The 25,172-nt window shown below is 57.0% G+C and carries 24 protein-coding genes and 2 CRISPR repeat arrays (1 of these 26 only partly in view); of the genes, 7 read left to right on the top strand and 17 right to left on the bottom strand.

What is annotated here, in order from left to right:
* Nucleotides 1–662: direct repeats of the CRISPR family, unit length 30 nt; unit sequence GCTTCAACCGCACTAGCGTTCTGCTGTAAC (it extends 4,032 nt beyond the left edge of the window).
* Between the two features lie 101 nt (nt 663–763).
* The 11 genes from cas2 to LT974_RS05945 all read right to left on the bottom strand — a co-directional run bounded on the left by cas2 (nt 764) and on the right by LT974_RS05945 (nt 15,515).
* Nucleotides 764–1,027, bottom strand: a complete 264-nt coding sequence (gene cas2, locus LT974_RS05995) for a CRISPR-associated endonuclease Cas2 (protein ID WP_232589794.1) — start codon at nt 1,025–1,027, stop codon at nt 764–766.
* A gap of 4 nt (nt 1,028–1,031) precedes the next feature.
* Nucleotides 1,032–2,024, bottom strand: coding sequence for a type I-B CRISPR-associated endonuclease Cas1b (gene cas1b, locus LT974_RS05990; protein ID WP_232589793.1), 993 nt, complete (start codon nt 2,022–2,024; stop codon nt 1,032–1,034).
* Nucleotides 2,025–2,026: 2 nt separating this feature from the next.
* Nucleotides 2,027–2,581: a CRISPR-associated protein Cas4 gene (locus tag LT974_RS05985; protein WP_232589792.1), complete on the bottom strand. Its 555-nt coding sequence runs from the start codon at nt 2,579–2,581 to the stop codon at nt 2,027–2,029.
* Nucleotides 2,578–5,202: a CRISPR-associated endonuclease Cas3'' gene (locus LT974_RS05980; RefSeq protein ID WP_232589790.1), complete on the bottom strand. Its 2,625-nt coding sequence runs from the start codon at nt 5,200–5,202 to the stop codon at nt 2,578–2,580. Before LT974_RS05980 ends, LT974_RS05985 begins: the two co-directional genes overlap by 4 nt.
* On the bottom strand, nt 5,202–6,047 hold the full coding sequence (cas5b, locus tag LT974_RS05975; protein ID WP_408611697.1) for a type I-B CRISPR-associated protein Cas5b: 846 nt from the start codon (nt 6,045–6,047) through the stop codon (nt 5,202–5,204). Before cas5b ends, LT974_RS05980 begins: the two co-directional genes overlap by 1 nt.
* 2 nt (nt 6,048–6,049) lie before the next feature.
* The gene (gene cas7b / locus LT974_RS05970; protein WP_232589789.1) at nt 6,050–7,117 is read right to left on the bottom strand and encodes a type I-B CRISPR-associated protein Cas7/Csh2; all 1,068 of its coding nucleotides are present in this window, start codon (nt 7,115–7,117) and stop codon (nt 6,050–6,052) included.
* Between the two features lie 2 nt (nt 7,118–7,119).
* Nucleotides 7,120–9,240: a type I-B CRISPR-associated protein Cas8b/Csh1 gene (gene cas8b / locus LT974_RS05965; protein ID WP_232589788.1), complete on the bottom strand. Its 2,121-nt coding sequence runs from the start codon at nt 9,238–9,240 to the stop codon at nt 7,120–7,122.
* Nucleotides 9,227–10,048, bottom strand: coding sequence for a CRISPR-associated endoribonuclease Cas6 (gene cas6 / locus LT974_RS05960; protein ID WP_232589787.1), 822 nt, complete (start codon nt 10,046–10,048; stop codon nt 9,227–9,229). Before cas6 ends, cas8b begins: the two co-directional genes overlap by 14 nt.
* A 223-nt stretch (nt 10,049–10,271) precedes the next feature.
* Nucleotides 10,272–13,960: direct repeats of the CRISPR family, unit length 30 nt; unit sequence GTTACAGCAGAACGCTAGTGCGGTTGAAGC.
* Between the two features lie 184 nt (nt 13,961–14,144).
* On the bottom strand, nt 14,145–15,173 hold the full coding sequence (locus tag LT974_RS05955; RefSeq protein WP_232589786.1) for a tyrosine-type recombinase/integrase: 1,029 nt from the start codon (nt 15,171–15,173) through the stop codon (nt 14,145–14,147).
* Entirely contained in the window at nt 15,170–15,313 is a 144-nt protein-coding gene (locus LT974_RS05950; protein WP_232589785.1) for a hypothetical protein, read from the bottom strand. Before LT974_RS05950 ends, LT974_RS05955 begins: the two co-directional genes overlap by 4 nt.
* Complete coding sequence (locus LT974_RS05945; protein WP_232589784.1) at nt 15,306–15,515, bottom strand: hypothetical protein; 210 nt, start codon at nt 15,513–15,515, stop codon at nt 15,306–15,308. The genes LT974_RS05950 and LT974_RS05945 overlap by 8 nt, the downstream gene beginning before the upstream one ends.
* A gap of 232 nt (nt 15,516–15,747) precedes the next feature.
* Here LT974_RS05945 and LT974_RS05940 point away from each other — a divergent pair, with 232 nt between their 5' ends.
* From LT974_RS05940 to LT974_RS05930, 3 genes are read left to right on the top strand one after another with little or no spacing between them, the layout of a single operon-like run.
* Nucleotides 15,748–16,059 carry a winged helix DNA-binding protein gene (locus LT974_RS05940; RefSeq protein WP_232589783.1) on the top strand — a complete coding sequence of 104 codons (312 nt, stop codon included), beginning with the start codon at nt 15,748–15,750 and terminating at the stop codon, nt 16,057–16,059.
* Between the two features lie 11 nt (nt 16,060–16,070).
* Complete coding sequence (locus tag LT974_RS05935) at nt 16,071–16,355, top strand: hypothetical protein (RefSeq protein WP_232589781.1); 285 nt, start codon at nt 16,071–16,073, stop codon at nt 16,353–16,355.
* A 2-nt stretch (nt 16,356–16,357) separates the two neighbouring features.
* On the top strand, nt 16,358–17,224 hold the full coding sequence (locus LT974_RS05930) for a hypothetical protein (RefSeq protein WP_232589780.1): 867 nt from the start codon (nt 16,358–16,360) through the stop codon (nt 17,222–17,224).
* A gap of 96 nt (nt 17,225–17,320) precedes the next feature.
* Here LT974_RS05930 and LT974_RS05925 read toward each other — a convergent pair whose 3' ends face one another.
* Nucleotides 17,321–17,785, bottom strand: coding sequence for a hypothetical protein (locus LT974_RS05925; protein WP_232589779.1), 465 nt, complete (start codon nt 17,783–17,785; stop codon nt 17,321–17,323).
* A 242-nt stretch (nt 17,786–18,027) separates the two neighbouring features.
* Here LT974_RS05925 and LT974_RS05920 point away from each other — a divergent pair, with 242 nt between their 5' ends.
* A complete protein-coding gene (locus LT974_RS05920) occupies nt 18,028–18,516 on the top strand; it encodes a hypothetical protein (protein WP_232589778.1) in 489 nt (162 codons plus the stop codon).
* 34 nt (nt 18,517–18,550) lie between these two features.
* Here LT974_RS05920 and LT974_RS05915 read toward each other — a convergent pair whose 3' ends face one another.
* The 4 genes from LT974_RS05915 to LT974_RS05900 all read right to left on the bottom strand — a co-directional run bounded on the left by LT974_RS05915 (nt 18,551) and on the right by LT974_RS05900 (nt 21,425).
* Nucleotides 18,551–19,564, bottom strand: coding sequence for a S8 family serine peptidase (locus LT974_RS05915; protein WP_232589777.1), 1,014 nt, complete (start codon nt 19,562–19,564; stop codon nt 18,551–18,553).
* Nucleotides 19,565–19,644: 80 nt separating this feature from the next.
* On the bottom strand, nt 19,645–19,944 hold the full coding sequence (locus LT974_RS05910; protein WP_232589775.1) for a hypothetical protein: 300 nt from the start codon (nt 19,942–19,944) through the stop codon (nt 19,645–19,647).
* Between the two features lie 312 nt (nt 19,945–20,256).
* Complete coding sequence (locus LT974_RS05905) at nt 20,257–20,919, bottom strand: recombinase family protein (protein ID WP_232589774.1); 663 nt, start codon at nt 20,917–20,919, stop codon at nt 20,257–20,259.
* Between the two features lie 77 nt (nt 20,920–20,996).
* Nucleotides 20,997–21,425 carry a hypothetical protein gene (locus tag LT974_RS05900; RefSeq protein WP_232589773.1) on the bottom strand — a complete coding sequence of 143 codons (429 nt, stop codon included), beginning with the start codon at nt 21,423–21,425 and terminating at the stop codon, nt 20,997–20,999.
* 254 nt (nt 21,426–21,679) lie between these two features.
* Here LT974_RS05900 and LT974_RS05895 point away from each other — a divergent pair, with 254 nt between their 5' ends.
* On the top strand, nt 21,680–21,871 hold the full coding sequence (locus LT974_RS05895) for a hypothetical protein (protein ID WP_232589772.1): 192 nt from the start codon (nt 21,680–21,682) through the stop codon (nt 21,869–21,871).
* Nucleotides 21,872–21,880: 9 nt separating this feature from the next.
* Nucleotides 21,881–22,528, top strand: coding sequence for a DUF6338 family protein (locus LT974_RS05890; RefSeq protein WP_232589771.1), 648 nt, complete (start codon nt 21,881–21,883; stop codon nt 22,526–22,528).
* Between the two features lie 492 nt (nt 22,529–23,020).
* Here LT974_RS05890 and LT974_RS05885 read toward each other — a convergent pair whose 3' ends face one another.
* Nucleotides 23,021–24,187: an ISH3-like element ISH3B family transposase gene (locus LT974_RS05885; RefSeq protein WP_232589770.1), complete on the bottom strand. Its 1,167-nt coding sequence runs from the start codon at nt 24,185–24,187 to the stop codon at nt 23,021–23,023.
* A 231-nt stretch (nt 24,188–24,418) separates the two neighbouring features.
* Here LT974_RS05885 and LT974_RS05880 point away from each other — a divergent pair, with 231 nt between their 5' ends.
* Nucleotides 24,419–25,120: a hypothetical protein gene (locus tag LT974_RS05880; protein ID WP_232589769.1), complete on the top strand. Its 702-nt coding sequence runs from the start codon at nt 24,419–24,421 to the stop codon at nt 25,118–25,120.
* The last annotated feature ends 52 nt before the right edge of the window (nt 25,121–25,172 follow it).

Below are 25,172 nucleotides of genomic sequence, written 5' to 3'. Positions count from 1 at the left end.
ACACGACCTCGACGACGACCTCGACAGCCGGCAGGCGGCTTCAACCGCACTAGCGTTCTGCTGTAACGAACCGCGTTGGGCTTGCCGGTGAACTAGACGACATGCTTCAACCGCACTAGCGTTCTGCTGTAACCCGGTTCCCGCTACCGTCCGGGTGCTTGGTGCGGCGGTGCTTCAACCGCACTAGCGTTCTGCTGTAACTCGGGCGCTTCCTGCGTCCCCTGGTTGCGTGGGAGGCTTCAACCGCACTAGCGTTCTGCTGTAACCTCGCGGAGGCCCTGGGCGAGAACATCCCCGGAGACGCTTCAACCGCACTAGCGTTCTGCTGTAACGAGCTCACCGGGTCGCATCCCGAGCCTTCCGCAGGCTTCAACCGCACTAGCGTTCTGCTGTAACTCACCTCGGTGATTTCGCCGGCGGTGTCCGCGAGCACGCTTCAACCGCACTAGCGTTCTGCTGTAACCTTGGTGGCGCCCCATGCTTGCCCGGCTTTTTCGCCGCTTCAACCGCACTAGCGTTCTGCTGTAACGACGGCCGTGCCGTCGCGAAGACCAACCAGTGGGGGGCTTCAACCGCACTAGCGTTCTGCTGTAACGATGACCGGCACGAGCGAGGTGACGATCAGTGTTGTCGCTTCAACCGCACTAGCGTTCTGCTGTAACCATGCCCAATTTCGGGCATTCAACGGTGCTACAGCGCGTACACACTTCCCTGTTTTCGTCGACCCCGAATAGTCCCTAAACCCCCAGGGGTCGATGAGTGCTTACAGGAATTGCTGGTCGTCCATCGGGTCCTCACCGTAGACAGAACGCTCGACGTAGCTTTCGCCGGCCATCTGGTAGACCATTACCGACTCGCCGGGTTCGAGCATCTCTTCAAGGGTGTTTTCGACGTCAACCGCTTGGCCGGCTGTGAGCTCTCCTTCGAAGACTGAGTTCTGGACGTGGACGAGATACTGCCGCAGATACTTCAGAAATTTCGAGGTTCGATCCGCCTCAACGTCGTACACCACGATTAAATACGCCATCTAGTCACCACCATCGCTCGAAGGGGGCGTATTCTTCGCCAGTCAGCAAGTGCTTTTTCAGCTTGTATACTTCGACACGAAGGAGGTGCTGGTAGCTCACCTTTCGATTCAATCGCGGATGTTCGACGGTTTGATCGAGCATCTGTTCAAATTCCTTCAAGTATGCTTCGCGGCCTGATTCCGTGAGTAGGCATCCATTCAGCCGCTCCTCGAAGTCACCCATGTCGACTTGTTGGCGGTTCACTAGACGGAAAATAACGCGATCAGCGAGCAGTGGTTTGAATATATCTGCGATGTCGAGTGAGAGTGAGTATCGGCGGTCGCCTGGTTCGTGGAGGAAGCTAATCGCTGGGTCGAGCGCCGTTGCCCGAATTGCGGAAACGACATTCGCGTACACGAGTGAGTTTCCGAACGAGATGAGACTATTCACCTCGTTCTTCGGCGGATTATACTCTCGACCCCCGAAGACGAATCCATCGGGGAGAATGTCGTCGAACGTCGAGTAGTATGCGCGACGAGCGGTCGCTTCGACGCCCATCAGTTCGTTTATCTCGAGTCCCGGTTCGAGCCGCTCCTGCTGTGTATCGAGACGTGTAATAACGCTCCCAAAGTCGTGATCGCGGTTGTCGTAGTAGGAGACGTTCGCCCGCATGTTGTGGATGCTTGCGCGAATGAACTTCCGCGCGAGTTGTCGCCGATGCTCCGGGTCGTCGTACGCTCGGACTTGCTCGGTGACTGTCCGACCGGAGGTCTGGCCGCGTTCCGGCATCACAGAACCGGCGTAGTAATCGTTCCAGCCGAAGATATGGACGGCGACACCGTGGTCGTTGAGGAACGAAACCAATCGGGTGTTGAAGTCGATCTGGCCGTGGAGGAAGACAGCCTCCGCGTTCTCAACCGGGAGGTATTTCTTCTCGTCGTCCTCGGTCACGAGGCGGACCGTGTCGTTGTGCCGTTCGAGTCGTCCGTCGCTGAACACGTGGTAGTTCTCGGTCATCGTTAACAACTCCAGCAGAAGTCGTGATACGCACACGACTCACAGAACGGCTTTTCCTCCGCCCCCGGTGGTGTTTCTTGCGTGACGATGTCGTGGACGCCCCGAATCGCGTCTTCGACCCACTGCTCGTTTTCGGGTGTGAGTTCGACGGCTTCCCGACGGCGTTCTGTCGGATGCGCGAGTACGCCCTCACGCTCAACACCGACGATATGTTCGAGATACCAGAGATAGTACAGCAGTTGGAGTTTGGCTGGATCAACCAACGAAGATGACGGCTTGACCTCCATCACTCGACCATCTTCGAGCACGTCGATGGCAATCATGCCGTCAATCGAGACGTTCCGCCGCTTTTCGTCGTACGCGGAGTCGTCGACCTGTGTACCGCGCACGACGGCGGCGTTGTCTCGGTCGATTTCGAGGTGACGAGACGCAAACCAGAGTTCGCGCTCACAAACCTCGTAGTACTGCATCATCACGCCCGTCACCCGGAACTCGTCCGTCGTTGCTTCATCCTGAGCCGTTCGACGGAGTTTCTCTACTGGGTCAGTGTCGCTCATAAGAACTGGTGGTCAACCGTACTCTCAGGGACGACGAACCCGGTCGTGGCGTCAAAGTACGCGCCGTGCTGTCGGGTGTCTAGCTGGTACAGTCCATCGTCTGGAAGAAGAGGCGTGAGACTGCCGACGGCGTCCCGAGTTTCCTCGTCCCCCCGATAGAGCGGAATGGACACCGTGAACGGCTTCACCGCATCACGGAGCCGGTTGAGTGCGTCGTAATCATACGTTTGATTAGCTTCGCCGAGCGCTTCCGAAAGGGCACGCTCTCCGCTAGTCCGCGTCACGAGGACGTCAACCGAACGACGCTGGTCGATAAGCGAGAGGTCCCCGAGTTCGTCAGCTCGTGCGTCGTCTACGTAGTCCGCGTACTCTTGTTTTCCGACGTCACGTCCTTCACTACCTAGTCGCTCGTAGTATTCTTCGACGGCGGTCTTTGCGAGGGCGGTCTCGTCGAGTTCGTCGACGCGTTTGCGAACCGCTGCAATCGCGTCTGCCGTGACGGGCAGCAGTTTCGTCCCGCGGTTGTAGACCGCGGCCGCTGGTGTGGTCTCACTTTCCTCATCGGGCGCATCCAACCACCAGACGACGACACGGCCACGTTCACGCTCGAAGGACCGGTTGCAACGGCCGGCGGCCTGGACGATACTGTCGAGTGGCGCAAAATCCCGGTATACGCGGTTGAAGCTGATGTCGACGCCTGCTTCGATGAGCTGCGTCGACACGACCACGAGCCCGCAGTTGCTACCGGTGAGTTCTTTTGCGGTCTCCACCAGCGTCAACCGGTCGACGGGACGAAGGCGCGTCGAAAGGTGGAGAAGTGGGCGCCCACCCTCGTTGCGGACGGCCTTGGCGACCGCATCTGCTTCGATAGCGGATGCATCCGCGTCACCGCCAAGTCGGTCGAGAAGTTGTGCGTACACGCCGCCAACGTCGACAAATTCCCCCGTTTTCGATACGCAATCCGTGAGTTCGCGGGCACTATCGATGGTGTTCGTTACTGCTAACACCGACTCGGACTCGGGTGTGTCGCGGAGTTCGCTCGCAGCGTCCCGGTACGACTTTGGGCCATCCTGAGTGTCGATGTACCGTTCAGCCGAGTCATCGAATTCGTATGCGACGCGCTCGACAGCGTCAAAGTAGTCGTACTCGTCGTCGACGAGTTCCGGAACCTCCCCGAGCGAGTTCTCGAACAGCCGTGGCTGCGTCGCTGTCATCGCGATGACCGTCGCATCGTACTGGTCTACGAGTACCTCTGCGAGCCGTGGGGCGAGTTTCCACCAGTCGAGCGGCAGACTCTGCGGCTCGTCCAGCACGATAACGCTGTTCTGCAACGCGGGGAGCTTCATCGATTGCGTGTTCTGCGGGCCAGCGAGACTCTCGAACAGCTGTACGAACGTCGTCACAGTCAGCCCTGCGCGCCACGCCTCACCGAGTATGGAGGCAATATCACCAGTCCGATCGGCTTCGTCCGCAGCATCCTCGTCGTTCCCCGGTTCGTCGTAAATCTCGGCAGCTTCCAAGTGGTGGTGAGCGGTGAGGAGTTGCCCGAGTCCGTCTGTCTCGTAGATGCTTTTGAGTTCGTCTACCACTTGATCGATGATGCTCGTGAACGGCAACGCGTACACTACGCGCTCGCCGTCCAACGCATCCCGTATCGTGAAGGCCGCGGACAGTCCAGTGAGTGTCTTTCCCATCCCAGTTGGAAGTGTCAGGGTGGCCACTCCGCCCCCTGATTCCGCGAAGTCACGTGCTGCGGAGATAACGGTCCGGCGCGCACGGTCGCGGCAGTAATCGAGACGCTGCGAGCGCGTTCCCTCCTGTTTCGGGTCGGCATCCAAACTGTCCACGTAGTCGTCCAGTGTATCGAGTGCAGGAGTCTCAGCCGCGTATGTCTCTGATCCTGATACTGCCCGTGCAGCGCTCGTTTTGTCCGCGAACACGAGTGCACTCCAGCACCGGAGTACAAGCCCGTAGCACGAATCGGAGACGCCCCCACGGGCTTCTTGGCCGTTCCGAGAAACCAGCCCAGAGAGCTGGTTGCACAACGACTCAGGCGAATCATCGAGAAGTGTCTGTGCGAATGCCAGCCACGCATCGGCATCGCCAGCGGCGTCCGCAAACACGTCTTCTGCGACCCCGGTGGCTTCGTCGTTGATATCGACCGCCTGTTTCTTCAGGGCAGTAATGCGTTCGCCGCGTCCCTGTTGGTCACTGACTGTTCGATTGTACACGTACCCGAGAACGTCCGGGAGCTGGCCGTGGTGTTTCGCAACCGCAATAAATCCCGCCAGACACGTTTCCGCGTCGTAGCCAGCGTCGTCGAGGACGAAGTATGCCGCAAACGACCCGAGTGGTGCGTGATACCGCAACGCGTCGTTTGACGGGTCCCGGCGGTCCGAGTCGATGTACTGCTGGAACCACGTTGTCGCCTTCCCGAGGTCGTGGACGAGCGCGAGTCGCCGCACCACCTCACGTAACGGCTCCCCGTTCGGCGTTGTCGCATGCTCCGGAACGACGTGGTCGACTCGGGCCGCAACGTCACGGAGATGGTCCAGTAAGAGCCGGCCGTCCCGTCCATTCTCCGGCGGATGCGAGTATCGCTGCCTGGGGTCTAGCGCCATCAGACGAACACCACAGTCCGCCCATCCACAGTCGCAGCGCTGATACCCCGTACGGACAGCGGCCCTGTGTCGGGGTTGTAGGCGTACGCTGTGAACGACCGCGTCGTCCGCCCGCCCGCATCTGCGGCCATGAACGCCGGTGACTCCTCAACCTGACACCGCGTTTCCGGCTCCGGAATTACCGAATCTACAGCGTTCGGAACGGCTGAATCGACCGACACGGTATCGTCGTTTGTCCTCGGTTCAATTGCGAACTCGCCGTGGTAGTCGAGTTGCGCGAGATGTTCTGACAGGCCGAGGCTCGGCACGTAGTGCGACGTTCCTGCTTCGAGATGGCTGCGAAGTTCCCGGTAGCGGGCATCGTCGGCGAGCGCGACGTCGATACGGTAGGCTGGCTCGACGAGGACCTCGTAGTTGTGTTGTTGGCGGGGCTTCGTCGGGTCCGGAAGTTTCATGCTCAGCTTCCCGCGCGAGTTCAGCGACTGCATCGACTCGTTCGCGGTCGAGAGCGTGTTCATCGGCATGTTTAACGTGCGCAATTCGCGCACGGGTTCGATAGCGACCGCCGACGTGTCCGGCGCGAACAGCCCATAGTACTCGTCCCGGCCAATCCCGAGCACTGCGGCGAGCAGGCCCGCGACCGTCGTTCGGGGGATGATTCGATACGTCTGCTTGACGATGTTCCCTTCGACGCGCCGAAAGTGACCCCACGGCCCGCGAACCGTGAACGACAGGCAACGTCGAGGGAACTCACCCGTGCCGCCGTTACCGTCCGCGGGCGCGTCGGTGTCGTCACTCTCCCCATCTTCGCCGTCGAACCAGCCGTCGAGCGATTCTTGGGACACGATTAGAGGGTTTCGGGGTACTCGTCGTACACGTCGATGACATCGACCGCGTCCGCGCCAACAGCGTTCTCCAGAGCCTCGTAGAGCACCGCCGGGCCGCCAACCGCTCCGTCGTAGGAGACGTCGAGGACGTCGCTCGCGACGACACGCACCCGTTCGATGCGGTCACTTGCGTCAGCGATCCGGTCCACGAAGTCGTCGATTTCGAGCGTCAGGTCGCGGATATTCCGAAGTTCCACCGCCGGTTTCGATTCGGCGTCGTCGAGGGCGAGGTCTTTGTCGAGGCCGCCGAGGTGATAGCTCTCGTCGGCGTATTCGACGCGACAGTACAGCCGGGGTTCTTGGCCGACCTTCGACCGGCTCACTGTCTGGTTCTTCAGCGCACGCCAGCAGAGCGTGTCCAACCGCTGTACGTCGCTCTTAGTGAGCTTCGTGTCCGCCGCGCCGTGTTCGTCCACCAGACCGTGGAATCGAATGAGTCCGTACTGGATGCGGTGGTCGTCCAGGTCGAATCCGCCCTGTTCTTTCTCACCCTGCGTGGCGATGACGCTCGTGAGGCTGTCGTACTCCTCGTTCTCGTTCACAGGATGCATCGACTTCCCGGGCGAGAACTGCACCGGCCCCGTGAAGTGGTCGGGGAGCGCGTCCTCGTACCCTGCGTCGGTGTCGACGCTCATGGTTGCACCGAAGTACCGGACGTCCGCACTCTCGTCGAGGAATTCGTCGAAGACGTCCTCGCGGAGGCGCTCCGCGTCCTCGTCGTCGTCGTCGTCGGGGTCGTAGTCGTCGAGGTCGATTTCTTTCAGGCGGTCCTCGAGGAGGTCGATTCGAGTCGACTGGTAGCCCGCCTGATTCTGCACGTTGCGAATGTAGACGCCGTGGCCGTCGTCGTCCAGTTGGTCGCGGAGGTAGCGCTTCAGTCGGACGTCGGTCACGATGGCTTGCTGGGTTTGCGGGTCGATACGCGGCCGGTTCGACCCGCTGAGGGGGTTACCGTTCGGGTTCGCGTCGACAGCGTCGAACAGGAAGACGATCTCGGAGCGGTTCTCGACAGTGGTGGATTCGGACATGGTTAGTTCTCCTCAGTGGATTCGGTTGATTCGTCGCTCGACGGCGAGTAGTCGTTCATCCCGTAGGTAACTCCGAGTGCGTAGTAGAATCGAAGGTCCGTCTTTTCAAGCGTCCAGTCGTCCGGATCGGGGTTCAGTACGCGGTCGCGGAGTCGGTCCACGATATAGTCAAACTTCGTTCCGGGATAGTTCCGTCCTTGGCGCGTTTTCTCCTGGCGCGTGTAGGTGAGTGTCTTCTCGATTGCGTCCTGTGTCACCTTCTTGATTCGACTCGTCGTGATCGACTTCACCGGGAACTGGTCGACGAGTGTCGTCGAACGGTCTTCGTGCCACTCCTGGTAGTTTCCGACTGCCCCGACGAGTGTACCGAGGAGGAAGACGCCGCAGCGCTGGTCGTTGTTTAGAGCGGGTGTTCCTTCGATGAACGCTTCGAGTTTCTGTTCGCCGGCGAATCCGCCATCCGTTGTAAGGGCTTCAGGCCCTGGTTCATCCATAATTCGTAGTTCGTAACTCGGTGATTCAGTAATCGATGCTTGCTCGCCATCGGCTGTCAGGAAGTTCCCCTCCGCGCTCGCGAGCGCACACAACTGCGCGAACTGCGAGGAGACGCGAAGCGACGGAAATCCGTCGACGTCATCGTGCGACGCTTCATCGAGAATGCGGGTGACGTACGCGTCGAGCAACAACGACACCGAGATGGGCGTGCCGCTCAACACGTTCACCAACGCCTCGATTCGAGGGTCGTCGGCGCTCGCGTCCGTATCGTCGTCGCCCTCGGGGAACGTCTGCCCGAAGTACCAGCCGGACGTGATCTCCCCGAGCAACGCCCCGGTGTTACTGCCGAACACTGGCCAGTCCACCGTCGGGAACGCGGCCGACCGGTCGTCTGACCCTCGGAACGCTTCCGTTTGCTGGGTTTCGGCGTGCGCGACTGCGACCGCTGAGGGGTACTGCAGGAGCGCGTTCAACGTCTCCCCAAACACGTCGTACCGCGACATCTGATGGGGCATCACGGCGGACACGTAGAACCGAAGCCGATTCTCGTCGACGGTCCAATCTTCTCGTTGGTACGCGCGTTCGATCGACGTGACTCGACTATCGTCCTCTGCGTCTACGGCGAGGTAGAGCAGTTGATACAATTCGCGCGCATCAGCGGGCGTCGGCGTTCCGAAGAAATACGGCAGTGAGTAGACTTTCGCGCCGAACGTCCGATACGTGCAGGCTTCGACGAACGGCTCCGCGTTCATCACCGTCACTGCCGCATCCTCCGATAGCGGGTGTGTCCGCCACGCCTCGTCGACGTCCAACCCGGGGAACTTTTCGAGTTGCTTGCCGAGATAGTAGTTCAGTGGGTCCTCGGACGTCCCGACTGTTCGCGTGGCCTCGCCAGTTACGATGTCGACCGCGTCGCCCGCGGATTCAGTTGCTTGCCCCTTCGAAACGAGCTTCGAGAGCTTCCGTGCTCGCATCGCGGCCTGGAACACGTCAACCTCGCCCGGCCAGCGATACTCACCGTCGGGCTCGGTCTTCACCTGGACCGTGAGGAGCGCCGTCGCCGACTCGCCGTCGAGTGCCCGCGTTACTGCGTCCTCGATGGTGTCGGGCACATCTTCATCCTCGCCGAGGTCCGCAAGCGCATTAACCAGCGAGCCGTCCTCGTGGTCGTCAGCGGCGTTCTGAACGACCCCGTCCGTTGCCCACTTCGTCAGCCGTTCTTTGGCGTACCGCGCGAGCTTTTCCGGGTCGCTGTTCCGGCCAGCCTGATGGGTGACGCTATGGTCGATACCCCGTGCGGCCGGATATTTGGAGTGCGCGACCTTCGACACGAGGTCGGCGCTATACCGTGTCACTTTGATCGCTCCTTGCTCATCGTCCGCGAGCTGGGGTTCGTCGCCGGAGAGGTCAACGCGAACGACGATGAGGCTGTCGTCGGTGTCGACGAGGTCGCCCGCGGCGTCGGGCGTAAGGTATGGAGCGTAGTCCCCGCCACCCGCGGTAGCGAGCGTGTAGAGCTTCCCGTAGAGGTACTGGAGGTCGCGAAGCGACGCAATCGGAGAGTCCGGAAGTTCCGACCGAAGCTCGTCGTCGTCGTACGCATCGTCGAACTCGTCAGGCGAAAGCATTCTCGCCCTCCAGTTCGGTTTCGCCGGGCTTCGTTCGGTCGACGATGTTCACGAATCCGAACCCGAGCCCGTTCCGCCCGCCGAGGCCGGTGTCGAGTGCGAGGTTGAGGTGGCGGCGGTGCGTGTCGTCGCGGACGGTGTACTCGAAGCGCCACTTGCTCACAATCATGTCAAGTTCGACGCCTTCTGTGACGGTGACTGGAAGCGCGTACGTCTTGATGAGGTCGTACCCATCGAAGAGTGGCGAGTCAACCTCTGTCGGCCCCGGGGCGTAGTCGGGTGCGAACCGTTCGTGTTTCGTCTGGAGATTGTCCGTAATCGCATCCCGGAACGGCTCAACTGTGTGTTTCGGCCGCCAGTACGTCGGATCACTACTGCCCTCGTGGTCGGTTTCGAGACCGTACTCTTGGCGGTGGTGGTCGTAAAGCGAGACGACGACACCGGTTGCCGTTTCGATGACGCCACGACTGCCTGGTTCGCCGACGTCGACGTCGAGTGACCGAACGTCGGTCACGGTGAACGGCATGTCGCCGACATTAAACTCGGGATTCGCTTGGACGTCTTCGGCGATCGTGGCCAGCAGCCCTTCGCGAGGCGAGGCGAGCAGGAGCTTTCGTGTATCTCCTTCCTCGATTTCTCCCCACGGGAAGATGTTCGAGAAGGACAGTCCTAGCGGGCTACTGTTGCCGTGTTCGCTGCTGTATTTTGACCCATCGAGTGCTCGCCAGATTCGTCCTCGAAGTTTATGGTGGTAGTTGGTTCTGTATTCTGCATCCCGCTCTGCGCACAAGTCAAGCATTACGCGCATCGTGGGGAATCACCCCGGTCGTTACACTCCGAATATAACGGCATACAACAGCTAAATCACACTAATGTAATAAAATATTGGGAAGGCAACGTCTTCACGATAAGCTACCGCAGGAAACGCTTCTTTCCATCGACCCCTGGGGGTTTAGGGACTATTCGGGGTCGACGAAAACAGGGAAGTGTGTACGCGCTGTAGCACCGTTGAATGCCCGAAATTGGGCATGGTTACAGCAGAACGCTAGTGCGGTTGAAGCCTCCCACGCAACCAGGGGACGCAGGAAGCGCCCGGTTACAGCAGAACGCTAGTGCGGTTGAAGCCTTCTGCATGGCCGTCAGGTCAGCCATGAGAGCCGTTACAGCAGAACGCTAGTGCGGTTGAAGCACGTACTCGACGCGTGCGTCCGCGGACCCAACCCCGTTACAGCAGAACGCTAGTGCGGTTGAAGCATTCTCCCCACTCTCAACGAGTACGTCGGACACGTCGTTACAGCAGAACGCTAGTGCGGTTGAAGCTTTCGGAACCTCGCCGGCTACGCCACCGACTACGTGGTTACAGCAGAACGCTAGTGCGGTTGAAGCTGTCGGCGGATCGCTGGCGCGGCGTCTACGGACGAGTTACAGCAGAACGCTAGTGCGGTTGAAGCGAGGGTTTTGCTCCCCCTTGTGTAGGTGAAGTTGCTGTTACAGCAGAACGCTAGTGCGGTTGAAGCCTGTTCGGCGCGTCGCGGAAAGACGACGGTGAGAGTTACAGCAGAACGCTAGTGCGGTTGAAGCGCCAACCGCGAGTTAGGCGTCTGGTGGTGTCCCGAGTTACAGCAGAACGCTAGTGCGGTTGAAGCGACCCATGCGTCCATCGCGCCAGCGACACCCCACCGTTACAGCAGAACGCTAGTGCGGTTGAAGCCTCGACTCCGCACAGAGCGCGCTCGTCGGCCAGCGTTACAGCAGAACGCTAGTGCGGTTGAAGCGGTGGGTTGTCGGGGTAGTTGTTGCATTCGGCGGTGTTACAGCAGAACGCTAGTGCGGTTGAAGCGGTGTATGACGTTGACCCGGTGGTAGACACCGCAAAGTTACAGCAGAACGCTAGTGCGGTTGAAGCCTGCGCGAGTTGGTCCCACCGCCCATCAAGCCCCTGGTTACAGCAGAACGCTAGTGCGGTTGAAGCCGCCAACGTAGTAGACTGTATCTGCGTTGACGAGTCGTTACAGCAGAACGCTAGTGCGGTTGAAGCCGTCGTCGACGAGTACGCCGCCGACGAGGTCGTCTTGTTACAGCAGAACGCTAGTGCGGTTGAAGCCGTCTGATTGCTACCCGAAACCCTCTCACATACTCTGGTTACAGCAGAACGCTAGTGCGGTTGAAGCTTGTCGTCAAACTCCACCCACTCGCTCACGCCGCAGTTACAGCAGAACGCTAGTGCGGTTGAAGCGACGACCACGAAGACGACGACTTCGCACGGTCTTCCGAGTTACAGCAGAACGCTAGTGCGGTTGAAGCCGGCCGCTACTCTTGGACTCTGTGGTCGACTCGTCGTTACAGCAGAACGCTAGTGCGGTTGAAGCCTCCAGGCCGTCATGGGGCCACCAGACCTCTTGACCGTTACAGCAGAACGCTAGTGCGGTTGAAGCGATCGTCGAAGCCGTCGCGACCGACGTCGCGACGAGTTACAGCAGAACGCTAGTGCGGTTGAAGCGAGTCCTGCGACGAGTAACCGACGACGTCCGACGTCGTTACAGCAGAACGCTAGTGCGGTTGAAGCGACGTCAGCGTCGGCCCGGAAGTCGTCACAGTCAGCGTTACAGCAGAACGCTAGTGCGGTTGAAGCGTCCGGCACGCGGCCAGGGTCGTTCACCTGCGGAGTTACAGCAGAACGCTAGTGCGGTTGAAGCGGGTCAAGCCGAAGGTCTTGGAACCGTGCAACTAGTTACAGCAGAACGCTAGTGCGGTTGAAGCCTCGGCACCCTCGGCCGGGTCGTCGTGGTCGGTGAGTTACAGCAGAACGCTAGTGCGGTTGAAGCGCCGTGAGCGTGGCGAACGTGTCGACGAGGTCGCTCGTTACAGCAGAACGCTAGTGCGGTTGAAGCCTCCGCGACGGCTCGAAGGGCATATCGCTGGACCGCGTTACAGCAGAACGCTAGTGCGGTTGAAGCCTGAAATGCCGGCTATGCGCCGATACGCAAATCAACGTTACAGCAGAACGCTAGTGCGGTTGAAGCGGGTAAAGCCGAAGGTCTTGGAACCGTGCAACTAGTTACAGCAGAACGCTAGTGCGGTTGAAGCCGTGCGGGTCAGCCGAAGTTCCTTATGCGCTCGGCGGTTACAGCAGAACGCTAGTGCGGTTGAAGCGCTGTCGGGGTCGTCCTCGTCAAGAATCGCGGCTAGTTACAGCAGAACGCTAGTGCGGTTGAAGCCAATCTCAATCTCGGTTTCCACCTGGTTGACTTCCAGGTTACAGCAGAACGCTAGTGCGGTTGAAGCCCGAACTGGACAGTTAGCGTGTTGCCGTCTAACTGGTTACAGCAGAACGCTAGTGCGGTTGAAGCAGGTGATCGGGTCGGCGACGTAGCCGGGCGCTTTCGTTACAGCAGAACGCTAGTGCGGTTGAAGCGCCGTCTCGAAGTTCCTCGCCCGGTAGAATGCGGGGTTACAGCAGAACGCTAGTGCGGTTGAAGCGACGAGTTGCCGACTGTCGCCGTCACCTGAAACGCGTTACAGCAGAACGCTAGTGCGGTTGAAGCTTGTATTGCATGGCCTTGCTCGTTGCCGTGCCGCCGTTACAGCAGAACGCTAGTGCGGTTGAAGCACCGTCACGACTCCGCCGTCCGTAGCGGCGTAGCAGTTACAGCAGAACGCTAGTGCGGTTGAAGCCGGGACCGCAAACTCCTCCGCGAGATTACGACCCGTTACAGCAGAACGCTAGTGCGGTTGAAGCGGGTGCGGTTCGGTGAGTTCGCCGCCCCAGACGTGCGTTACAGCAGAACGCTAGTGCGGTTGAAGCCATAGTCCGGCCAATCCTCCGAGAGACCGCGCTGGTAGTTACAGCAGAACGCTAGTGCGGTTGAAGCTGGGGAGTTTCCCGCCCTTGCGGACCGTGACGAACCGTTACAGCAGAACGCTAGTGCGGTTGAAGCCGCGAGTCGGATGCCGGGCCGTCGGCGTCGACGGCGTTACAGCAGAACGCTAGTGCGGTTGAAGCCCAGATGGGCGACCTCGACCGCGCCCCGCACTCCTGTTACAGCAGAACGCTAGTGCGGTTGAAGCAGGCGGAGACTCACGAGGCCGTCGTGGAGGCGCGGTTACAGCAGAACGCTAGTGCGGTTGAAGCACGTCGTCGAGGACGCGGAACCCGTGGAACAGGCAGAGTTACAGCAGAACGCTAGTGCGGTTGAAGCGAGCAGCACGTCGACGACACCGCAGCGCTCGACGGGTTACAGCAGAACGCTAGTGCGGTTGAAGCCGCCGGCAGTACAAGGGCACGGCGAAGGAAGAGCAGTTACAGCAGAACGCTAGTGCGGTTGAAGCAGGTCCTAGACTATGCTATAGAGGGAGTTGAGGACAGTTACAGCAGAACGCTAGTGCGGTTGAAGCGCGCTCGTCGGCTTCCTGCTCGTCTGGAAGTAGTTACAGCAGAACGCTAGTGCGGTTGAAGCGACACGAAGAGTGTCTTCGGCAGTAGTCGGATTGGGGTTACAGCAGAACGCTAGTGCGGTTGAAGCCTGGTGTGAATTTTGGTACTGAATACCGAATAGAGGAGTTACAGCAGAACGCTAGTGCGGTTGAAGCGGTTGCCGGGATGACGCCCTCGTCCAGCAGGCCCGGTTACAGCAGAACGCTAGTGCGGTTGAAGCGGGGTCTCCCTCGCTTCGCTCGGTCACACCGCCCCGTTACAGCAGAACTCTAGTACGGTTGAAGCGAACCCAAGAACAAGTGAGTTAACCTCAGAAATGCTTTTATAGGCCAAATACTGGGCGCTTCTGTTCGGCACGCTCAGCGTTTGAGGAACAGGTGAGTGGGGCCGGAGGGCCTTCGCCCTCTGCCGATTTCGTGCATTCTACTCGGGTGATACGTCTGGTTCTGGTGTGGTGTCTCGGGGTAGCTCATGAGTCGAATTCGAGGCGGTCAACGTACCGGCGACGGCGCCGCTGCATCCGCTGGCGGGGCGTCGCCTTGTCGTAGTGCTTCTTGATGGTCTCGACGCTCGCGTTCACCCGCGTCGCCACGACCTCCGGCGGCAGCCCGGAGTCGAGCTGATAGGTAATCGAGCCCGTCCGAATCTGGTGGGGGCTCCGCGAACTCGGGCACTGGCTGGCCTTGTTTCGCTCCGTAAACTCGCAGGTCTCGCGCTTCCGTCCGTGCGGACACTCCGAGTGTAGGCAGGGCAGCGTCGCAAGATAGCTCCAGCAGCGAACGGTGTTCTGTCCCGGACGTCCGAGACGACTGGTGAACAGTGGTTCGCGGCCGTGGTCGTCGTGCTTATCCCAGCGGTCATCGCTCACGAGGTAGGCGTCGAGGGCGTCCGCTGCGGCGTCCGAGAGCGCAACAGGCCGCTCGCCGTTCACCTTCTTCTTCAGCGGCGTGTCGCTCTCCGGGCGGTGGACGAACTCCAGGTACTGCTCGTCCGAATGGTAGTCGCGGACGTCGAGCGCGCGGAGCGCACCGAGACGAGCCCCCGTGTTCCAGAACACCTCCAGGAGCGCATGGCTCCGAGAGCCCTTGTCGTAGCGTCGGTAGTACTCCAGGAGCGGCTTCGCGTCCTCGGTGGCGAGTTTCTTGTCGCTGCTCGCCTCGTTGTCGCTGACCTTCGGGATGTGAATGCGGTCACTGAGGCCGTCCTCGACCGCCTCGATGCGTTCGAGGTACTCGACGAACAGCCGCAGGTCCTTCATCTCGCCGTTCAGCGTGACGGGCGCGAGCCCTTCGCCAGCGCGGTGAGTCTCGTAGTTCTCGAACGTCCAGCCGTCGAGTTCGCTCACGCGCTCGATTTGCTGGCGCTCGCACCACTCGACGAACTGCTTCAGCCGATAGTAGTACGTCTTCATCGAGTGGTCGGTGGACTCCGGCCGCCGACGGTCGATGTACCGCTGCCACGCCTCGCGTGGCGTGAGGTCCTCGGGCTGCTGGCTCATGCGTAGCTCGCTCCCTCAGCCAGCGCGTGGTTGTGCCGGGCCCTCGCGATGGCCAGCGACGCGGTCGCGGTCTCCAGCTCGCCGGCCGACCGCAGGCTCGCCGCACGCCACTCGTCGGCAGCGTTCGCGCGGTCACTCATCGCGACCACCCTGAAAAGCGGCGTTGTGGTCGCAGTCGACGCGACGAGCGCACTGCCGGCAGAGCGAACGGCCACCCGGATTCATCCCGTCGGCCTCGCGGACACCGCAGTCGTCGCAGACGGTGTTCTCGGTGGATTCTTGGGGGAGCGACGCGTCTCTGGTCGTGCGGGGAATTGACCCCGCGGTGGTTTCAGCGTACATCTTCCGTCCGCGAAACCGCTTCTCGGGACGTGTTCCAGCACGTCCCGTCTTCTACGACCAACAAGAGTCTCGCACGACCAGCCAGCGGTCTTCGCATCCTCCACCAATCAGCGCATACAGCATAAATGCAACGCTGTAGTATTTGTTCTGCTATAGTAATACAAATGCGTTAGGTAAAGCAACAGTGCTATTTTCCGGACTATTAGGCGCTATCGCTGCAAATTTGCTGTTGATGAGGCAGTCGGGTTCATGGATGACAATCTGGGACGACCGAATTCTCGAATACATTCAGCAGGAAGGCTCAGGTTCGCCTGCCGAGTTAGAAGAATCTGGGTATCTAAAGGTCTCTAAGTCCCAAATCTCGCGCCGTCTTCGGAAGCTCGCGGAACACGGACTCCTCCAGCATCTCGGTAACGGCGTCTACGTCATCACCGACGAGGGCGAGGCCTATCTCGAAGGCGACTACAACGCCGAGACTGAGACCTACATCGACGAGTCGACGAGTTCGCCGAGTGCGTCGCCCGAGGAAGTCAACGGCTCCTAAACACGCTCTCCATGACGATGCGCAAGCCTGCCGAGTGGATGTGCTCGCTCGACGAACGAATCTTAGAGCACCTTGACGAAGAGCCGTGGACGATGCCGCGAGTGTTGGAGCGCGAGCTTAGCATGGATGCATCGGAGGATAGGATTCGCGAACGCTGCCAGCTACTCGCGGATGCTGACTTGATAGAGCCGATTCACACTGAAATGTACGAACTGACGACGTGGGGCCGGCTGTACTTGGAAGGCGAGGTCGATGCGCGACATCAGCCGAGACCACGGCCGGGGAGGGTGCTGTGAATATGACTGACGAAGACATCGAAGATCGTGAATTAGTCTATGCAGATGATAACGAATTAGCACTCATTCTAGAATGGCAACAGCAAAAATATCATCACCTTCGGTCACTCTCTATCGCAACAATTGGAGCTCTCGCGACGATTTTAGCGGTTTTATCTACTATAGTCGATGTCTCTGGACTTTTCTCTCTGCCAACCCTCCCCTCTGGAGATTGGATTAGCCCGATAATCGAGTCGAGCCAGTTTCACAGATTAACCATATCTCTGATATACCTACTCAGTATGGTTAACGTGATTCTCGGAGTCGGAATCTTATTTGTGGTTGGGATGAAAATACTCAGAAAGGTCTTCAGCATCGCGTTCGGGCCACAACTGTACCCACGCTTCTCCAATACCCTCTTCCTCAGAACGAGTAGCAGCACATCTATTGGAAATCTAGATTCAGAAAGTTTCAGTAACGTAATTCTACAGGCAGTTAATCAGAATACGGCACTCCTCCAACGCGCTCATAAAAACTTCAAAGGAGCTGTACTACGAATTATCGTCTGGTTTGTTGTTGCCGGTCTTCTCTACCAAATGTACATAAATATAGCAAATACTCAAACACAGAGGTTGTTCGAGCTTAGCGTAATTATGTTTTTACCACTAGCAACGCTGATTCGCGTCATAAAGCGATACATCTCGAACAATACCAAACCACAATCTAGTGAGGGTTCGGTCTTCGGAATTGCTACAGACGATATTCCGGGTACTAACTCCGTCAATAATTTTGAACCAATCGAGAGTAGACTGATATTCTCGCTTCAGGTTTTGTTCGCACTGACTGCAGTAGTCGGCTTCCTAGATATCTTTCTTCGTCTAATTTTATGATATGGAGAGTATCTTGATCGGCCTTCATTTGGACTTCGCCATCTAATCGCCTAGGTATCCGTGTGATTACGGATTCGGAGAAAATAAAAGAGACAGTTAGGTTTGAGCAAATAAATCGGCCTGCACAATCACATATAGCATCCCTGCGAACAGAACCGTCGCAGCGAATGTACCCAGTGCGTCGGAAAGGTTCGCCAGGGATAGCACCTCCGGAATGACAAGAACGAACGTAAAGAATACGAGCGACCGATTTAGGGTGTTTTGGCGCTTCGAGAGTTCCCGATCGTGCGCGACATCGAATCCCTTCTTAGTCAGCTCATAGTCTCTGCTGGTGCTCAAATACTCCTCATCATCCATATCAATTTCTTCATCGGCTTCAGTTACGTACGACCAGTCTATCAAGCCACGAGTCTTTAATTCCTCCAAGACCTGCTCTACCTCTTCAGGACGGTAATTCGTTCTCTCGACGAAAGGGTGACCGTCTGGCTCGTCTGAATTCCATTCTGGAGGAGACTGGTGATACAGGACCTCGAGGATTCCAACCCAATCTGGTCGTTCCATATCGCCCCGAGAAACCCTATATACTCGTTTCTATCGCTAGCAACCAACACTGGTTACTTATTGGATTCAGATTAGTCGGTGCTCGTCAAGCACCCAGCTGAGGGGTCGATTCTTGACAAAGAGTTCATTTGTTTTCACTTACTGCCTCGTTATATGGTAGATGGGGACCAAAACTCTCGGGCGCGAACTTCAGAAGGGATGCAGCGAGTGTTGGTGACATCGAGGCCACGGACCACGGGCAAGTGAATATCCAATCCGAAGCAAAACGCCACACTAAGCCGAAACCCCACAATCAGCAAGGGACAAGCCAATTCAACGGCCTCGCAGTCATCTTCCAACTCCTCTCGGAGGTTGTTCCTCCACAGTACTTCGACCGGCTATTCGGCGGCTCGACACTCGGGGGCCTCCTCGTATTCGCGTACTGGTACTGGTCGAACGTTTACTCCCAGTTCCCGAGTGAATCAATCGCGTTCCCGAATTACGTGATACCGGCGATAGCCGTCGTTCTGCTCGGAATGTTCTACTTCAGTGTTCGAACCGAGGCCCAGTGCCCGAACTGTGACACGGCATTCGCACTGCGACGTACAGAACGAGAAGTCGAGCGGGATCATTTCTCGAACGAAGCGGACGACCTCCTGGTGCGGAGGGAAGAGTGGTGTACTCGATGTAGCTTCGAGAACGAAGACGAGTTCTGGAGAAAAGACCCCGATCAGCGTTCCCCAGGCCAATAGGACCCCCGGTCAAATACCGAGAGAGTTAGAGACCTTAATCGTCTAGAGGCGAATCCGTAGTCGGGAACAAGTCGTCATCCGAATGGTCTCTCTCAAACTCTAAGCCGAACCGATTACCGATTTTATTTAATGCGTCCTCAGCGTAGAGGACACCGGCCACAGAAATTCCTCGGTCCTTGGTGCTTTCCCGTATGCCAGCCTGGATTGTTCTTGGTAAGACGGTTTTTCCCTCGGCCCGCAGGCCTGCAATAGCCTCAGCAACGGTTGCCGTAACCCAAGGCACAGCAAAACTTGTGCCGGAAAGTATACCAGGAGAGCCATCGTGATGCGTTGGGATGTTGTGTGGGGCGAGGACATCGGGTTTGAATTTGTCTCCAAGTGGGGCATTTCCATCCCAATATTCGATTTCGCGGTTGGCAGAGCAGCTCTCTCCGACAGTACAACCTAGCCCAGAACAGAGAGTTTCTTGCACGCCCCAGTCATCTTCCCTTTCAACCCAGCATGCAAGCGGTGGCCTAACATTTCCAGCACCCGGAGCTATTGTGTCCCCAATCTCAACCGATCCACCGCAATAAGGCGTGACAGAGCCAACACTAATGACTTGGTCTGAAGTTGCCGGACAAGTGACTGAGTCTACGTCTTTTTTGTTTCCGATAGAGGAGATAATGGTGATTCCGTCATCAATAGCTTCCTCAGATGCGGCCCTTACCCTACATGGCTGATGATAGGCATGGCACCCAACGTTTCCATCTTCACTATGGTCGCTGCCCGCTGAAAGGCTAATAACATCTACAGAGTCCTGCTTATGCGCGTGTCCGATAGCTTTCAGAAGATCACGCCCCCAGATATTCAAATCGTCACCCCCCTGCATCACTTTATAGAAGTTTAGTTGGACACTTTCACTGAAGCCACCAATTACCTCACCAATAATCTCTCCATGCGCCCCAGCACGGTCCTCATCTGAGGATGTTTTGTCAACAGTCCGGCCCACATTATAAGCATCATAAAAAGAGTCAGAGGGCTCATACACAGAGTCTATAATCCCCACAGTAACAGTGTCGCCATCCGGTTGGGTGACTCCCCCGACGAAATTATAATAGAAGTCGAGCAGTTCTCCCCGAAGTTCGTCTAGGGAGTCGAACTTTCTGGGGAGCGAAAATTTGGGTCATCGGCGGCCTCCCAAGTCCCTTCGATCTCGACTGTTTCCACAGTTTCGATAGCACACAGCTCGGACAAGCTTGTCTCGTCGATCGAGACAGCGAGGGTATTGTACGGCAGAATCTCTTCCACGTCCCCACCAATATGGCTGATCTGTTCAGCCGTTGCTTCTTCTGTATCCTCACGAACGCCGATGAGGAGCGTAACCGTAGCTCCTTCTGTTGGTGATTCAAGACGGCGCTCAACGCCGGGTTGGAGTTGGGGGGTCATGGTCCAGTTTTCCAGTTGCCTGCCAGTTCTATTCGGAACGCAGGGAGGACACCACTAAAGTCTGGTGGTGTATTTCCAGCCTATCGAGTCGTGGTTGCCTGTGCCGGATATTGCATGTTGAGCCGTATATGCCTAGGGGCCGCCCATCTATTACAACCATGGAACTTTCTCTCGCGCCCGCTGCTGCGCTTTCACCGAGTACTGTCCGAGGTAGTGCTCACGGAACGTATCCCAATCCTCCCAGTCGCCGTAGGTCATCATGATTCTGAGCTCGCTCTCGTACTCTCAAAGTGGACGCGGGTGCCTTGAATTCTACAACCCGTACAGCTCCGCTCGCTCCAGGGCCCGATTAATCGTCGGCCGCGAGCTGTCCAACCGTTCGGCAGCCTTGCGCTTCGAGAGTTCGTCTTTCTGCACCATGTCGAGCACGGAGATGACGTCGTGGTAGTCGTCGGCCTCGACGAGTCGCCCGTCGTCTTTCTCGAAGCCCAGCGGTGCAGGGCCGTGGTGGTAGTCCTCGTTGGCCTGTCGCGCCGCGATGCCTTCCTTCGTGCGCTGCTGGGCCATGTTCGCTTCCAGTTCGGCGAACACGCCCAGTAGCTGGAAGAGTGCCGTCTGGTAGGGGTCTTCTTCCTCGGGCCGCAACGTCAGCCCTTCCGAGACGATGTGTAGCTCCGTGCCGGCGTCTTCGAGCCGCGAGGCAGTCCGCTCTAGGTCGGAGATGGACCGACAGATGCGGGAGATGCTGTGCACGACCACCGCGCGCAGGTCGCCGTCCTCGGCGTCGGCCATCATCTCTTGGTAGCCAGAGCGCTCGGTGTTTGTCCCGGTGGACTTGTCGCGGTAGATCGAAAGGTCCGCGAGGTCGGCACCGAACTCGCGCTCAGCGTACTCCTGGGTCGCAGTGAGTTGGCGGTCGAGGCTCTGGTCGTCAGTACTAACTCGACAGTAGCAAGCTACCTGGTCGTCGCCCATGTTCCCGTACACGGGGACCCACCTAATAAAAGACGGGAGAAACGTACATCCTGTACGAGAACGACCGTTCTCGTCCGCTATACGCCTCTTCCCTGGATTCCAACGTCGATTGTATTACCCTGTCTACGAAGGAAATCATCTTGAGACATGATTTGACTCAGATGGGCCTCATACTCAGTGAGATACCTGTCTCCACTACTGTGGTCTGTATCTGGTTGGACCATCATTATTCTATGACCATCCAGGGACAGAGCGGGACGTTGGTCGATAGGAACCCCTCTGTATGAAACTCGAATCTGAGTTCGTTGATCATGTTCATCATCAGGTCGGTTTACAAAGTCTGGTTGGGTGATATCCCTACGTCCTTCAGAGCTGGGAGATCCGACTTCCTCAATTTTTAATTCTTCTGAGAGGAGAACCCAGGTTTCCGGCATATCGATAAACTCCCACTCGTCTGGATTACTGTCAAGAACTGCTTCTCTTAATTCGGACTTAGTTAGGGGCATATTTCAATTAAATAATTCGAGTGTCATAATACTACCGTCCCCTCATTTGAGCAACATCAGTGTAATTTCACTTTCAACCTACACGTGGTGGTCCCATGCTGGCTTCTGGATATCTCGGTAGAAGTGAATCTCTCGGGACGTCGTGGTTCCCGAGGGTTCCAAGACAGGGCGGACCGAGGTACTTCTTCAACACTACAAGGACGGCGTTGCCAACCAGCCTAGATGTTTAAAAGTCTGCACGACAACTAATGTCTATGAGCGACGATAAGAAGGATGAGGGGGAGACGGAGGCGCTTTCGAAGGAAGTCCGCGAGAACGCGAAAACAGTAACTGACGGAATTGCTCAGAAGGGGAAAACTGGTGACGAAAACGCTGGTGAAGATGGCGGATACGGGTTCATTCGGCCATCTGCAGAGTCCAGCGACTCCCAAGATAGCCAGGAGTAAGTTCAGTAGATGGCGCTCGGTTCGATCCAGAATTTACTTTTAGCGCTAATCGTTGTTGTTCCGGGATTTATCACCACCCATGTAGCGGTTTCTCTGGGTGTCGTTCGGACTGAAATCTCTAAGTGGCGTCTTCTTATTGTTAGCCTATCAACGAGCCTGTTCGTCGTATCCCTATTTCTGGGAATCCTCCAACTGAATGGGACAGAAGTCACGGATGTTACAGAGGTTCAGGCCGTATTTTTCACTCCAAAATTCCGTCCCGAACTAGTTTTAGCTCTCATCACCGGGTCAGCAGGAATGGGAGTTCTAGGAGCAGTTTTACTCGCATCGAATGTTCACAAACAGGTTCGAAATTGGATTTGGGAACGAGTTCCGGGAGATCGAACCCGGAACTTCCACGAACCGTGGGAGGGAACACTTGATGAGGCTGCTCGTGTACAAGTCCTCACGTCTGATGGAGCAATTGTCATCGGGGGTCTAAAGCAGTACAGTGACGATGGGAAAGAAAAACAAATTTCTCTAACAGGAGCAGAGTGGAAGTCGCCCAGTATGGACGGATTCGAAGACGCTGGGACTGACATAGAGCTGCTCTTTGGTGACGATATTCAGCAAATAACTGTTGTAGACACAAAGGAGAATGCGGAATCCCAAGAGTGAGATGTTCAAGGTGTGAGTGTCTGAGATTCCGGTGAAGTACGACGGCGGTGAATTTACAACACGATTCGTTCAATTCGAACTGCTAGTATGTCTTTGAACAAACCCGCCCATTCTGGCCATCTTCGGCGAACTACGAAAATTCGAGTGATTGCCTTTATTCTATTATCGCTGAGCGTTTTGTCGGTTACTGGAATATTCGCTGCAATCAATCTAGTTGCCCCATTAATCGTCTTCCAACTTATTTCATTAATGGGGGGCGGATTTTTATTGGCACTCGTTATCGTGGAGGGTTATCGAATCCTAGACTCAGTACCTCACAAAGCATCCTCGGATAGCTGTTTCTGAAGCCTGAGTTCCACGGCGGAACGGTTGTGCTGGTGGCCTTGACGAGAAGATCTTCGACGAACCGACGGAGAGCTGTCGCTGTCGGCGGCAGCCGCCGCCAACAGCGACAGCGTTGCCACTCTTGGCGAAGGCTAGCGCGGTGGGAGATTAGCGGGTAAACCGGTCGTCTGGTGGTCGGTTTGCGGGGACGGCCCGACGCGTCGCGAGGGCCGTCCACGCTGCCCGTTGAATCATGTTGATGAACTCCTTGAACGACCACTTCCAGAGGCGACGCCCCCCACGGCGGGGCGTCGCCACGTACTCCCAGTGTAAATACCGCCAGACGTTCTGTAACAACAAGCTCACCACGACGTACAGCAGCCGTACAACCGGATTTTGTGTCGAGGTCGTCGCAATACTTTGCTCGGAGAGTCGGTAGCTGGCCTCGATACCGAACCGTTTCGCGTAGTGGTATCGAGCGTCTCGTGGTGAGTCGATGAACGGCGCGTCAGCGGCGTAGCCGTGACGCGCCACCCCATGTTCGTCGTACCGTCCGTTTTGGTACGTACAGTCGATGTAGACGGGAAACTCGACGGTCCAGCTGTGACCGTCGAGTTTCGCCGTCATGTCGTGTTGAATCACGCGACTCCAGCCTTCCGAAAGTTCTTGCTTGATCGTCTGTCCCCAGCGGACGATCGGCATGACGTAGGCGTAGTTGTGTGCCTGAAGCAGCGTCAAACACTTACTGTCGTAGAATTCGCGGTCAAGAAAGACGGCCTTGACTTCGAGGTCAAGGCCGTCGAGGATACCGAGAAACTCTGCGAGGACACTGCTGGCGGTGTCGCCGTCTTCGAGACGGCGCACCGCCAGCGTGTAGCGTTTGTTCTTCACACGCGCGTAGAGTGTCGCGTAGGCATGGAACGCAGTTGTTCCACGCTTCGCTTGTGAGTGATACAGGCCGTCTGTCCCGTCTTCATCGCCGTAGTAGGGCCGCAGGTGGAGGTCTGAAACGACCTCCACCTGCTGGGGAAGAACGTCGAGAACGTCCTTCTGAAGGAGCGCGTTTCCGACTTGTTCGAGCGTCTCAAGATCGAATTTGGTGCGGAGATGGTAGAGAACCGAATTTTCGTGGGGAGCATCTTCGCTTTTCTCACAGAGCGTTGAGACCGAGGTCCCGTCGGCGCACGCGCCGACGAGGACCTCGTAGATGTCTTCAGCATCGATCTCGGCGTTTTCAGCGAGTGTGAGGGCGACTTCCTCGTCAAGAGCGTTGACGAGGAAGTTAAGAAGCTGGTCCTCGTGGATTTCACCGTCTGCTTGCTTGGTATTAGACACACCTTCAGCAAGCAGACGTCTCAACTAACCGGCTTTGTGATGTACTGAGACTGGATAAAACGGGGTTTACAGAGCCAGTGGGAGTATCGAACACCTCCCTATCAAGATACCGCCTCCGATGAGCAATTCCAGCTCTTCCCCAGCGGCGTTTGGAACGAGCAAAATAGCAAGCCGGTATCTGAATTAGATACCCTCTCTGTTGGCCCAGCAATCCAAATGGGAGTTCACTCAATGGCAATTTTCGGTTCGATTGTAGCTGTTGCAAATTTTGCCGTGCCAGTCATTTTCAGTGGCTGGATTTCAGGAGATTTCAATACTCCAGAGGGGATTTTCCTACCGATCAGCTCACTTTCTTCTCTAGTACTTGGTCCGGTTGGCCCCGTTCTTATTGGCTCACTCGAGGTTCTATCTAAGACTACGAGTTCCTATGCGCTTCTTTCCATCATCGCACTCTTATTGGTGCCCTCAATTTTCCTCCTAACTGGAGTTCTAAACTTTATTTGGGTCACTGAAATTTGGCTCTGTACACAACTCAAGCAGACTGAAAGCGGAAATATGACGAATGTCGCTATTAGAGCGAGTGCTGAACTCCTAGACGACAGTTTGGGTGCGATAAGTGAAAGAGCAGACGATCACCTGAACTTACTAAATTGGGAGAAAACCCCGACGATCTCCTTCGTCCTTGTGCTCCTGTCGTGTTTCATATTGACTATCGCAGCTGGAGTTTCTGCCCTGTTTACCGGCTTTGAGGAAGCACCCGGGTCCTTCCTTATAGGAATATTTCTAACAATTCAGGTGGTCTACATATGGGCTTCCGAAAATCATAGTACCTTCAGCCAGGAACTGGAGAGCAACTTTCGGAGACTTATCGGAGTTGTTTTCCTTCTCTTCTCCCTAAGAATTCTATATACAACGCTTCAGAAAGCGATTTAACCCATCTAATTATCTTCGCTTCTATCGTTTCTTTCCCTCACTACTACTGTTA

Source organism: Halobacterium noricense, from assembly GCF_021233435.1.
Classification (GTDB): Archaea; Halobacteriota; Halobacteria; order Halobacteriales; family Halobacteriaceae; genus Halobacterium; species Halobacterium noricense.
This window is presented reverse-complemented; position numbering and strand designations above follow the sequence as displayed.

Coding starts and splice junctions, on each gene's coding strand:
- cas2 (WP_232589794.1), bottom strand. CDS start 1,027: ATGGCGTATTTAATCGTGGTGTACGACGTTGAGGCGGATCGAACCTCG.
- cas1b (WP_232589793.1), bottom strand. CDS start 2,024: ATGACCGAGAACTACCACGTGTTCAGCGACGGACGACTCGAACGGCAC.
- LT974_RS05985 (WP_232589792.1), bottom strand. CDS start 2,581: ATGAGCGACACTGACCCAGTAGAGAAACTCCGTCGAACGGCTCAGGAT.
- LT974_RS05980 (WP_232589790.1), bottom strand. CDS start 5,202: ATGGCGCTAGACCCCAGGCAGCGATACTCGCATCCGCCGGAGAATGGA.
- cas7b (WP_232589789.1), bottom strand. CDS start 7,117: ATGTCCGAATCCACCACTGTCGAGAACCGCTCCGAGATCGTCTTCCTG.
- cas8b (WP_232589788.1), bottom strand. CDS start 9,240: ATGCTTTCGCCTGACGAGTTCGACGATGCGTACGACGACGACGAGCTT.
- cas6 (WP_232589787.1), bottom strand. CDS start 10,048: ATGCGCGTAATGCTTGACTTGTGCGCAGAGCGGGATGCAGAATACAGA.
- LT974_RS05955 (WP_232589786.1), bottom strand. CDS start 15,173: ATGAGCCAGCAGCCCGAGGACCTCACGCCACGCGAGGCGTGGCAGCGG.
- LT974_RS05950 (WP_232589785.1), bottom strand. CDS start 15,313: ATGAGTGACCGCGCGAACGCTGCCGACGAGTGGCGTGCGGCGAGCCTG.
- LT974_RS05945 (WP_232589784.1), bottom strand. CDS start 15,515: ATGTACGCTGAAACCACCGCGGGGTCAATTCCCCGCACGACCAGAGAC.
- LT974_RS05940 (WP_232589783.1), top strand. CDS start 15,748: ATGAGGCAGTCGGGTTCATGGATGACAATCTGGGACGACCGAATTCTC.
- LT974_RS05935 (WP_232589781.1), top strand. CDS start 16,071: ATGACGATGCGCAAGCCTGCCGAGTGGATGTGCTCGCTCGACGAACGA.
- LT974_RS05930 (WP_232589780.1), top strand. CDS start 16,358: ATGACTGACGAAGACATCGAAGATCGTGAATTAGTCTATGCAGATGAT.
- LT974_RS05925 (WP_232589779.1), bottom strand. CDS start 17,785: ATGGAACGACCAGATTGGGTTGGAATCCTCGAGGTCCTGTATCACCAG.
- LT974_RS05910 (WP_232589775.1), bottom strand. CDS start 19,944: ATGACCCCCCAACTCCAACCCGGCGTTGAGCGCCGTCTTGAATCACCA.
- LT974_RS05905 (WP_232589774.1), bottom strand. CDS start 20,919: ATGGGCGACGACCAGGTAGCTTGCTACTGTCGAGTTAGTACTGACGAC.
- LT974_RS05900 (WP_232589773.1), bottom strand. CDS start 21,425: ATGCCCCTAACTAAGTCCGAATTAAGAGAAGCAGTTCTTGACAGTAAT.
- LT974_RS05895 (WP_232589772.1), top strand. CDS start 21,680: ATGAGCGACGATAAGAAGGATGAGGGGGAGACGGAGGCGCTTTCGAAG.
- LT974_RS05890 (WP_232589771.1), top strand. CDS start 21,881: ATGGCGCTCGGTTCGATCCAGAATTTACTTTTAGCGCTAATCGTTGTT.
- LT974_RS05880 (WP_232589769.1), top strand. CDS start 24,419: ATGGCAATTTTCGGTTCGATTGTAGCTGTTGCAAATTTTGCCGTGCCA.